This is a genomic window from Bacillus hominis (genome assembly GCF_018332515.1).
Taxonomy (GTDB): Bacteria; Bacillota; Bacilli; order Bacillales; family Bacillaceae_G; genus Bacillus_A; species Bacillus_A hominis.
Genome location: NZ_BOQD01000011.1, coordinates 17,157 through 28,423, shown reverse-complemented (window position 1 = coordinate 28,423; position 11,267 = coordinate 17,157). Strand labels below are relative to the sequence as shown.

11 protein-coding genes are annotated in these 11,267 nt (G+C 36.5%); 1 reads left to right on the top strand and 10 read right to left on the bottom strand.

Translation table 11 applies throughout. The annotated features are described in order from the left end of the window. Window positions 1-138: 138 nt before the first annotated feature. The 6 genes from KI356_RS02165 to KI356_RS02140 form a co-directional block, all read right to left on the bottom strand. Window positions 139-375, bottom strand: coding sequence for a YrhC family protein (locus tag KI356_RS02165; RefSeq protein ID WP_212934675.1), 237 nt, complete (start codon window positions 373-375; stop codon window positions 139-141). A 126-nt stretch (window positions 376-501) separates the two neighbouring features. Further along, on the bottom strand, window positions 502-3,105 hold the full coding sequence (adhE, locus tag KI356_RS02160; protein WP_128280884.1) for a bifunctional acetaldehyde-CoA/alcohol dehydrogenase: 2,604 nt from the start codon (window positions 3,103-3,105) through the stop codon (window positions 502-504). 259 nt (window positions 3,106-3,364) lie between these two features. Next, complete coding sequence (locus KI356_RS02155) at window positions 3,365-4,498, bottom strand: bifunctional cystathionine gamma-lyase/homocysteine desulfhydrase (protein ID WP_088060072.1); 1,134 nt, start codon at window positions 4,496-4,498, stop codon at window positions 3,365-3,367. A 3-nt stretch (window positions 4,499-4,501) separates the two neighbouring features. Next, window positions 4,502-5,425: an O-acetylserine dependent cystathionine beta-synthase gene (locus tag KI356_RS02150; protein ID WP_128280883.1), complete on the bottom strand. Its 924-nt coding sequence runs from the start codon at window positions 5,423-5,425 to the stop codon at window positions 4,502-4,504. 82 nt (window positions 5,426-5,507) lie between these two features. Beyond that, entirely contained in the window at window positions 5,508-6,203 is a 696-nt protein-coding gene (gene mtnN / locus KI356_RS02145; protein ID WP_002015266.1) for a 5'-methylthioadenosine/S-adenosylhomocysteine nucleosidase, read from the bottom strand. A 14-nt stretch (window positions 6,204-6,217) separates the two neighbouring features. Beyond that, entirely contained in the window at window positions 6,218-6,856 is a 639-nt protein-coding gene (locus KI356_RS02140; RefSeq protein WP_088060077.1) for a class I SAM-dependent methyltransferase, read from the bottom strand. A 136-nt stretch (window positions 6,857-6,992) separates the two neighbouring features. Here KI356_RS02140 and KI356_RS02135 point away from each other — a divergent pair, with 136 nt between their 5' ends. Continuing rightward, window positions 6,993-7,208: a YrzA family protein gene (locus KI356_RS02135; RefSeq protein WP_002160402.1), complete on the top strand. Its 216-nt coding sequence runs from the start codon at window positions 6,993-6,995 to the stop codon at window positions 7,206-7,208. A 34-nt stretch (window positions 7,209-7,242) separates the two neighbouring features. Here the strand turns inward: KI356_RS02135 and KI356_RS02130 are convergent, their stop codons facing one another. The 4 genes from KI356_RS02130 to udk all read right to left on the bottom strand — a co-directional run bounded on the left by KI356_RS02130 (window position 7,243) and on the right by udk (window position 11,250). Then, window positions 7,243-7,893 carry a YrrS family protein gene (locus KI356_RS02130; RefSeq protein WP_128280882.1) on the bottom strand — a complete coding sequence of 217 codons (651 nt, stop codon included), beginning with the start codon at window positions 7,891-7,893 and terminating at the stop codon, window positions 7,243-7,245. Between the two features lie 116 nt (window positions 7,894-8,009). Continuing rightward, a complete protein-coding gene (locus KI356_RS02125) occupies window positions 8,010-9,761 on the bottom strand; it encodes a peptidoglycan D,D-transpeptidase FtsI family protein (protein WP_212934674.1) in 1,752 nt (583 codons plus the stop codon). Between the two features lie 95 nt (window positions 9,762-9,856). Continuing rightward, on the bottom strand, window positions 9,857-10,333 hold the full coding sequence (gene greA, locus KI356_RS02120; protein ID WP_002173560.1) for a transcription elongation factor GreA: 477 nt from the start codon (window positions 10,331-10,333) through the stop codon (window positions 9,857-9,859). A 278-nt stretch (window positions 10,334-10,611) separates the two neighbouring features. Beyond that, complete coding sequence (udk, locus tag KI356_RS02115; protein ID WP_128280880.1) at window positions 10,612-11,250, bottom strand: uridine kinase; 639 nt, start codon at window positions 11,248-11,250, stop codon at window positions 10,612-10,614. Between the last annotated feature and the right edge of the window lie 17 nt (window positions 11,251-11,267).

Sequence of the window (11,267 nt, the reverse complement as noted above, 5' to 3'; positions counted from 1 at the left end):
TCTAATTGATAATGATAATCATTGATTACTATTCTACTTTAATTGATAAGGATTATCATTGTCAACATGAAACGCATACATTTTCTACAAAAACGAAAAAACGCTACAAAAAGATTTCTTCTTTTCGTAGCGCCTTATTTAACAATTTTCTTCATATTCGCTCTCCTCTAGTTGATCATGCATCGCTTTCACACGCTTAAAGAAGAAAAAAGAAAAACATAAAAATCCAATGACACTCCCCATCATAACAAAAGTTTGTACCGTCTCTTTTGCTCCATTCGGAATTAATAAACCAACCATCAAAAATGTACTTACTGCGAGAAGCACTTGTCCGAAACGGGTATAATCTGCTATTTTTTCTTGTAATTCTTTCATTTGCTTATCACTCCCATCCTCACTTTATCATATTCTATTAAGCTTAAAGACAAGTAAATAGAACCAAACTGGGAGATGTTTTCCAAAGTAAAAAAGAGCCGCTTACTTACGGCTCTTTTTTATCTATTATACGCCTTTATACGCTTCCATATAGACTTCTTTTAGCTCTGAAATGAGCGGTAATTTTGGATTAGCTGTTGTACATTGATCTTCAAAAGCTCTTTCTGCTAGCATTTCAACAACTGCTTCAAATTGTTCTTTAGCAACTCCTTGTCCTGCAATACTCATATTGATATTTAAGCTTTTTCCAAGTTCAATAATTGCTTGGACAAGTGATTCCACGCCTTCTGCTGTCGAGCTTGCTGGAAGCCCGAGTATTCTCGCAATATGTGCATAGCGTTCATCTGCAACAAAGTGCTCATATTTTGGGAACAATGCATGTTTTCTTGGCTTAATGGCATTATAACGGACTACATGAGGCATAAGAATCGCATTTGCTCGCCCATGTGGGATATGGAATTCTGGTCCAATTTTATGTGCTAAACTATGATTAATACCTAGGAAAGCATTTGCAAATGCCATCCCTGCGATGGCAGAAGCATTATGCATTTTTTCTCGCGCTTCTTCATCATTTCCATCTTTATATGCTCTCGGTAAATATTTAAATACGAGATCAATTGCTTTTAACGCTAAACCATCAGTATAGTCATTTGCCAGAACAGACACATACGCCTCGATTGCATGCGTTAATACGTCCATACCAGTGTCTGCTGTTACATGTGGTGGCACTGTCATTACAAATTGCGGATCAACAATTGCTACATCTGGCGTTAATTCATAATCCGCAAGCGGGTATTTAATATTATTTTTCTTATCTGTAATAACCGCAAATGGTGTCACTTCTGACCCTGTTCCTGATGTTGTTGGAATGGCAACAAACTGCGCTTTATTTCCTAATTCCGGATATTTACATGTACGTTTTCTTATATCTAAAAATTTCTGTTTAATGCCATAGAATGTTGTTTCTGGGTGCTCATAGAATAGCCACATCCCTTTTGCCGCATCCATAGCTGAACCGCCACCAAGTGCAATAATTACATCAGGCTTAAAGCTTTTCATCATGTCCGCACCTTTAAATACAGTTTCATCTGATGGATCTGGCTCAACTTCAAAGAAAACTTCAACTTTCACATCATTTGCATGCTTACGTAAATAGTGCGTAACTGTATCTACATAACCGTGCTCAACCATCCCTGGATCCGTTACAATAAATGCACGTGAAATGTTAGGCATGTTCGCTAAATACGCTGTAGCATGTTTTTCAAAATAAATTTTTGGTGGCAATTTGAACCACTGCATATTCTTTTTTCTATTTGCCAGCCTTTTTATATTTAATAAATGAGTCGCTGTTACGTTTTGGGAAACTGAGTTTTTCCCGTAGGAACCACAACCAAGCGTAAGTGATGGAATAAATCCATTATATATGTCACCGATTCCACCTTGTGATGAAGGTGCATTTACAATGAGACGGCAAGCTTTCATGCGTAATCCAAATTGCTTTTGCACTTCTTTGTTTGTAGAATGGATGACTGCTGAATGTCCTAAACCACCCAGGTTCAACATTTCTTCGCAATATGTAAATCCTTCTTCTAATGAATTTGCTTTTACACAAGCTAATACTGGACTCAATTTCTCACGAGATAGTGGATATGCTGCTCCGATACCTTTTATTTCAGCTACAAGCATTTTTGTATGTTCAGGTACAGTAATTCCTACTAATTCAGCAATATACTGTGCTGATTTCCCAACAATATCACTATTTACTGCACATGTATTTTCATTAATAACAAGCTTTTCTAATTTCTTTCTCTCTTCCTCTGTTACAAAGTAACAATTGTTTGCAATCATTTCTGTTTTCATATCATCATAAATTTCCTTATCGACAATGATTGCTTGTTCCGATGCACAAATCATACCGTTATCAAATGTTTTCGATAAAATTAAATCATTAACAGCTCGTTTTACATGTGCTGATTTCTCTATATAACATGGTACATTACCAGGGCCGACGCCTAGCGCTGGTTTTCCAGTAGAATAAGCTGATTTCACCATACCAGCTCCTCCAGTTGCTAGAACGAGTGCCACACCGTCATGGTTCATTAATTGCTTCGTTGCTTCGACAGACGGTCTTTCAATCCATTGAATACAGTGCTTTGGTGCACCAGCTTTCACCGCTGCATCATATACTGTTTTCGCTGCTGCAACGGAACAATTTTGTGCAGAAGGATGAAAGGCGAAAATAATTGGATTTCTCGTTTTTATCGCGATTAACGCTTTAAACATTGTTGTCGACGTTGGATTCGTTACTGGCGTTACCCCAGCTACTACACCGACAGGTTCCGCAATTTCTATTATTTCTTCATGAGGATCTTCGTGAATAATTCCTACCGTTTTATCTCTCTTTATATTATGCCAAATATATTCAGTAGCAAAAATATTTTTAATGCATTTGTCTTCATATACACCACGGCCCGTTTCCTCAACAGCCAATTTTGCAAGCGGCATATGTTGATCAACACCTGCTAGTGCCATTTCATGAACAATGTTGTCAATTTGCTCTTGTGTAAAACCTTCTAATGCTTGTAAAGCTTTTTGACCGTTATTTACTAACGTATCAATCATCTCTTTTACCTCTTGCATTTCATTTACAACTTTCTCTTTGACTACCATGTAAATTTCCTCCTATTCTGTTATCACGGTCTTTATAAGTCCCTATAGGTCATAATAAGTCCCGATTAGCGCAAAAAAATAGAGTTACCTTCCTACATGAATCCCATTGTTTGTGAAACATTTCACAAGTTTATTCGTGAATAATATTTCATGAATTCAATATACATCAATTCATTTCGTTTGTGTATGTCTAATTTGTGAAATATTTCACAAATTAATATAATAAAAATGCACTGCCTATATGAGCAGTGCATTTTTACTATGCTAGCGCTTGTGCTAAATCTTCCATTAAATCTTCACCATCTTCAATACCGACAGAGATACGAATTAATGTATCTGTAATTCCTAATTCTTTACGGCGATCTGCTGGGATTGATGCATGTGTCATTTGAGATGGGATCGAAATTAAACTTTCTACTGCTCCTAAGCTTTCAGCAAGTGTGAAGTATTGCAGTTTCTCAAGTACATTATTTAATGTTTCTTCACTATCTACATCAAATGAGATAATGGCACCAAATCCATTTGCTTGTTCTTTTGCTAATGCATGGTTTTGATGTGATTCAAGACCTGGATAATATACTTTATTTACTTTTGGATGGTTATTTAAAAACTCAGCAATTGCACGTGAATTCGTTTCATGTTCTTCCATACGAATCCCTAATGTTTTTAAACCGCGAAGTAATAAGAAGCTATCTTGCGGCCCTAGAATACCTCCTGTTGAGTTTTGTACAAAGTGAAGGTCTTCTGCTAATTGCGGACTATTTACAACTACTAAACCTGCAACTACATCACTATGACCTCCTAAATATTTTGTAGCACTATGAAGTACAATATCTGCTCCTAAAGAAATCGGCGACTGCCAATATGGCGTCATGAATGTGTTATCAATAATTGTTAATACATCTTTCTCTTTAGCAAGAGTAGATATTTTCTTAATATCAGTAATTTTCAGTAATGGGTTCGTTGGTGTTTCCACATAAATCGCTTTCGTATTTGGACGAATAGCTTCTTCAACTTCCTCTAGGTTTGTTGTATCTACAAATGTATGCTCAATGCCGAAACGGTTTAATACTTTCGTAATAACACGATACGTTCCGCCATAAACATCATCTGTTAAAATGACGTGGTCACCTTTTGAGAACAACATAATTGTCGCTGTAATAGCAGCCATTCCTGAACCAAATGCAAATCCAGCATGACCGTTTTCTAATACAGCAATCATTTCTTCTAAAGCTGCACGTGTTGGGTTGCCTGTACGTGAATATTCATATCCTTGGTGCTTCCCAACTGCTTCTTGTTTGTACGTACTTGTTTGATAAATCGGTACGTTTACAGATCCAGTTGAAGGTTCTCCTATGCGAATACCATGAATTAACTTTGTCTTTGCTCTCATTTTTTATTCCCATCCTTTGTATATGTCTTTACTTAAATAGCGCTCACTACTATCAGGAAAAATCGTTACAATATTTGTGCCTGGTGTTGCTTTCTCTGCCTCCAGTAAGCTTGCATGAAATGCTGCTCCTGAAGAACTTCCAACGAGAAGACCTTCTTTTTGCGCTAATTCCTTCACTCGTAAAAATGCATTTCGATCAGAAACTGTATGAATTTCATCAAAATAAGATGTTTTCAAAAATGGCGGGATAAATTCCAGTCCAATTCCTTCGGTCTCATGTGAACCAGCCTTACCACCATTTAAAATAGATCCTTCTGGCTCTACGATAACTGTTTTAATATCTATATTTTTTTCTTTCAAATAAGATGCAGTCCCCATAAACGTACCGCCAGTTCCTGCTCCAGCAACAAATATGTTAATCTCTCCATTCAATGCATCCCACAGTTCAGGTCCTAATGTTTTAAAATATGCACGAGGATTTGCCTCATTTGCAAATTGACTTGGAGAGTATGAATTCGGTATTTCATTTACTAATTCTTTTGCTTTTGCAATCGCGCCGGTCATTCCTTGTTCAGTCGGTGTATGCACGACCGTTGCACCTAGCGCTTTCATTAATTCTTGTTTTTCAATACTAAATTTCTCTGGTACACAAACAATAACGCGTAAATCATGTTGTAACGCTGCAAGTGCCAGTCCAATACCGGTATTTCCAGCCGTCGGTTCAATAATTGTTCCGCCCTCTGCGACAAGCCCTTTTTCTAGTGCATCTTCGATTAGTTCTCTTCCTAAACGATCCTTAACGCTTCCGCCTGGATTATAAAATTCAAGCTTTGCAAATAAACGGACTCCTTTCGGAAGTGAAAAACGAGTAATTTCTACAATTGGTGTATGACCAATTAACTCATGAACTCCACGATATACATTCATCGTGTTCTCCCCCTTATTTGCCAATAAAGAAAAGGCAACTGTATGTATTTTCTTTATATGAGACAGTTGCCTTTTTGTTACATTACTTTAACTCTTCTAATACTTTTACGATAAAGTTTGTAGAATGAAGAGCTGCTTGATCTAAAAATTGATCAAATGAAACATTCGATTCTTTACCAGCAATATCAGAAAGTGCACGAATGATTACAAACGGAACTTCATATTGGTGGCACACTTGTGCAACAGCCGCTGCTTCCATTTCTACTGCATAAAGATCTTCAAATTTATCACGAATTGCTGCAACGCGGTTCGGATCACTCATAAATGAATCACCTGTTGCAATCATACCTTTTACAACTTGAATATTTTCTTCTGCCTGCATACATTTTTCAGCTAATGCAACTAACGCCTCATCAGCTTTAAATCCAGGTGGCATTCCAGGCACTTGACCATATTCGTAATTAAATGCAGTTACATCTACGTCATGGTGACGAACTTCTGTTGAAATAACTACATCTCCAACATTTAGAGAATGATGGAATCCACCAGCTGAACCAGTGTTGATTACTTTTTCAGGCTTATATTTTTCTAATAAAATTGTCGTCGACATCGCTGCATTTACTTTACCAATACCAGACTTTAACAAGATTACTTCATGTCCTGCCAATAGCCCTTTCGTAAATTCACAACCTGCAACCGTTTCTGTTTCTGCTTGTTCTAATTTATCACGTAAAATACGTACTTCTTCTTCCATTGCTCCAATTACAGCAATTCTCAATCTAATCCCTCTTTCTATTGCTTAGTTGCCTCCATTACCCAAACGAAATGATTCAATCTCGTAAACGTTACATGGAAGCCATTGTTTTCAAAAATAGATTGCATGATAGGAATACGTGTATAGTATTCTGTTTGCAAATCGTTTGCTAACTGATGGAAACCTCTTTGTTTTGCTGTTTCAACAGTTTTATCATATGCATCTTGATCTGCAAATATCGTATCAGCAAACACTATTTTACCACCTTTGTTTAGCAATTGACTATACTTCGCAATCGCTATGTCTTTTTCATCATCTGTTAAATGATGAAATGCGTAAGTACTCACGATAGTATCGATTGAATTCGGGACTTCAAATGATAGAAAATCACCTTCTGTAATTGAAAATTCTTTTGGTAATTTCTCTTTTGCGATAGTGCGCATTTCACGTGACGGCTCTATACCGTAAACTGTACGACCAGCAAGTAATAATTTATTTGTTAAGTTGCCAGTACCAACACCAAATTCTAATACGTTGCCAAATGACTTGTTAACTACATCCTCTAAAATGTCCTCATAATGGGCGAAAACTTCTTTATATTGTATATCTTCGCCTTGTACAAATGAGTCGTACGTATGAGCCCATTCATCAAATAAACCATTAAATTCTGTTCCCATAAAAATTCCCCTTTTTCTTATCGGTTTTATCAGTATAATATGCCCTCTTTCTAAAAATGTCAATTGAAATGTACGTAGTATTTCCTTCTTTTCTTTGTTACACTATATTTGATTACATAGGAGAGGAGTGGTCTTCGTGTCATTTACCTTTGAAATGTTAGAAGATAAAGTGGAGTTTTTTGAGGCTGCAAATTTAGTTTCTTTAGAGAAGAAAATTAGCGAACAAATTGATAACAATAAAGCACTTATGCTCGAAGTTCATCATATTTCTCACCAAATGGTTATGGACCCTGAAAGTAAAAGACCTTATTATAGCGCAGTTGTGCATTTTAAGTTAAAGAAATTACGCTAACTAAAAAAGAGAAGCTCATAAGAGCCTCTCTTTTTTAATTTAGAGTTTGAACAAGTACTGGTTTCCAGCCTTCATTATCTACCCAATCAATATTTACATAATATTTTTTACCTGATTGCTTATCTTGTACGTTGCCGTAAGCTTTATTCTTACCATTATTTCCGATTCTATGAATAACTAATTGCTCTACCGGAACGTCAATTGCAGCTGAAATCGCTTGGTTCATCTCATTCCAATCTGCTGTGCCTTTTTTAAACGTCATCGCAGGTGTTGCACCTTGCTCTGTACCTACTGGCTTCCAAGAAGATTTCGTATAAGCATCTGTTGCCTTTGGCTGTGTTTTTTCAGCTGATACTTTCTCGTTAGCTTTCGCTTCTTCTTCAGCTTTTTTCTTTTCTTCTTCAGCCTTTTGCTTCGCTTCTTCTTCCTTCTTCTTAGCCTCTGTTTTCTCTTGCTCGTTCTTCTTCGTCTCTTCTTTACCTTTAGCTTTCTCAGCTTTATTTTCTTTTGTTGTTTGCTGAGCTACTTTTTTATCACTAGAAGACGCTTGCTCTTTTGTACCAGGAACAAACAATTGATATGCTACAATAGCTACTGCTACTAATACAATAGCAATCGCAATATTTAAAACACCGTTTTGACGACGTTTTTGTTGTTTCTGTTGAAATCTAGATCCTCCTGCCATTCTTCAAACCTCCATGCAGTTTTTCATACTTGCTATTGTAACATTAAATCTAGAAAGGTTGAACATTTACAATAATATTTTCACGAAATGAAAACATTTCATAAATAATTGCAAGATTACTTTTCAATTTCTAATTGATGAATTGCTTCTACCATTTCCGCAAAAGCTGGTGTAACTACATTTACGTTATCTGTTTCTATATCAACTACAACTAAAGCATATCTTGGGTTTTCATATGGAAAATAACCTGCAAACCAGCGATTCACCGTCTCTCCTTTTCCTGTTTGTGCCGTCCCAGATTTTCCAGCGACAGTTAGTGGCAACGAACGGAATGCGGTTCCCGTTCCTTTCTCCATCGCTACAACGCCTCTTAACAACTGTTGTAATTTTTTCATCGTTTCATAAGAAAGCTGTTTCCCATTTAATTTATGATTTTCAAATGTAAAAAAGTCAGTTCCATTTTTATACACTATTTTTTTCACAGCTTTCACTTCCATCTTCTCTCCACCTCTAGCAATTGTCGCCATCATATTCGCTATAGCTAGAGGCGACACACGTACATCTTTTTGTCCGACCATCGTTTGAGCAATCGCTCTTCTACTATCTTTATTTTCTTCGCTTCTCCAAATAATAGCACTCTTTTCTTCTGGTAATTGCTCAAATTCCGGTGTATGAAATACCGAACCTTTCCACCCTACCTTCTTACTTGCTCCTAAGGCCTCTAAATACGTTTCTAATACTTCCCTATCCTTTTGCATTAGTTCATCACCTAATACGGCAAACGTTCGATTACAGCTTCTAGCAAAGCTTTCCTTAAAGTTTAATGACCCCATCATAACTTGCGGAAGATTTTCACCGTATAAATCCGTATTACAGTTAAATGTACGATTAAACCGCACCAAATTCTCATCAATTACTGCTGCTGCAACTACTGTTTTAAAAACAGACCCCGGAAAATGAGGAGTTAACATTTGATTTTCAAGTGTAGCTTTATATATCCTCCTATCATTCATCTGTAAAGAAGGCTTACTTACCATTGCTAAAACTTCACTATTCTTTATGTCTAGTAATACTAACCCACCTTTTTTTATTCCGTTTTCATCTATAATCTTTTCTGCTCGTCGTTGCAACGTTTTATGTATTGTTGTTTGAATAGTAACTGGATAAAATGGATTTCCTGGTGAAGTGTATTTCGCCTGTTTCCCAAAAATCGGTTCTCCTTGCTGGTCCACTTGATACAACACTTTCGCCTCTCCATCAGTCAGTAAAAATTCATCAAATGATTGTTGCAATCCAGAAATACCAATTGGCGTTTGTTTCGAAGTTTTTTTCATTTCTCCATAACGCTTTTGAAATTCCTGTTCATTCTCTCCCACATCACCAATTAAATGATTTACCTCTCCCGTTTGCTTCAGTCGAACTTCTGCTGCTACAATACCTAAAATATCTAATTGATTTACCTTCTCCATCTGCTCGAACGTTAATGGAAATGGGATATTCCCCCTTCGTAATATAAATGCTTGATTCTTATTTTTCATTTGCAGTCTTATCTCTTGTCTCGACACACCAATGATATGCGCAATTTTCTCTAACATGTCATTTTTTATTTGTAAAAAGGGAAAAACAATTAAGACTGGATATTTCTCTTCACCAATTTCCTTACCATTTCGATCTGTAAAGTGCCCTCTTCCATTATCTACTGTAAGTGATTGTGTTCGTTGCGTAACACTTTTTTCAATCAAATTGATATTTCGATCAGTAAATGATTCCGTATCTATAATCTGTATTTGGATTAAACGACAAAGTAATAAAAAAATCACACCCATAAAACAAATTAAAACAATTATAATTCTCCGTTTCATTTCCATAAAAAACACCTCGTCTATTGTATGTAGTTTAGACGAGGTGTTTCACCTTTTATACAAATAAAAAATCACTCGTTTTCACACGAGTGATTTTTACGTTATTTTACAGAGATAATCTCTACTTGCATTTCTCCACCTGGCGTTTGGATTGCTACCTTCTCACCAATTTGCTTACCTAATAAGCTTTTTGCGATTGGAGAATCGTTAGAAATTCTTCCTTCAAATGGATCGGCTTCTGCGCTACCTACGATTGTGTACGCTTCTTCGTCTCCACCTGGTAACTCTTTAAATGTTACTGTTTTACCTAATGTTACAACTGTAGACTCTTCACCATTGTCTTCAATGATAACCGCATTACGGATCATGTTTTCAAGTTGTGTAATACGTCCTTCTACGAATGCTTGCTCATCTTTCGCTGCATCATACTCAGAGTTCTCAGAAAGATCTCCAAAGCTACGTGCGATTTTAATACGCTCTACAACTTCTTTACGTCTTACTGTTTTTAATTGTTCAACTTCGTTCTCTAGTTTTTGCTTACCCTCTTGCGTCATAGGGTATGTTTTTTCTGTTGCCATGTTTTCCACTCCTTTTATATACCAATCCCCCGAAAAAAAGAGGAGTTCCATATGAAAACTCCTCCGCTTATATATAGCGGAGGTTTCTAGTACACGTGGCACTAGTGGAGTTGTCACATACAACCCCTTATTCTCCAATTCTTCCTTATATAAAGAAGGTATGTATGGAAAGTTGATATAAATATGCCCTCACCTATTTGTAGGTGAGGTTTCATGTTTCATTGTATTCGATAAGAAGGGAAAAAATCCCTTCCTATCGTATATCTTTTACTATGCTATTACAAATTCACTTTTTGTTCAAGAATTGTTGCAATTTTTGTAACCATAATATCAATTGCAACATGATTTTGTCCACCTTCAGGGATAATAATATCCGCGAATTTCTTAGAAGGCTCAATAAATTGATTATGCATTGGGCGTACAACGTTTACGTATTGGTCAATAACTGAATCCATTGTACGGCCGCGCTCTTCAATATCGCGCTGCATGCGGCGTAAAATACGAAGGTCAGCATCTGTATCAACGAACACCTTAATATCCATTAACTCACAAAGACGCGGGTCTTCTAAAATAAGAATTCCTTCTAAAATAATTACATCTTTCGGCTCAACTGGAATAATTTTTTCCGAACGCGTATGCAATGTATAGTCATACACAGGCTTTTCCACTTGCTCATATGCAAGCAACTGCTGTAAATGTTCAATTAATAAATCATTATCAAACGCTAGCGGATGATCGTAATTTGTTTTTAAACGTTCTTCCATCGGTAAATGACTTTGATCTTTGTAATAATAATCTTGCTCCAAGATTAAAATGGAATGACCTTTAAAATGGTCAAAAATCGCTTTCGTTACACTTGTTTTTCCTGACCCTGAACCACCAGCGATTCCAATTACAACAGGCTTATTCGTCCCCATTCGACTACCACTCTTTC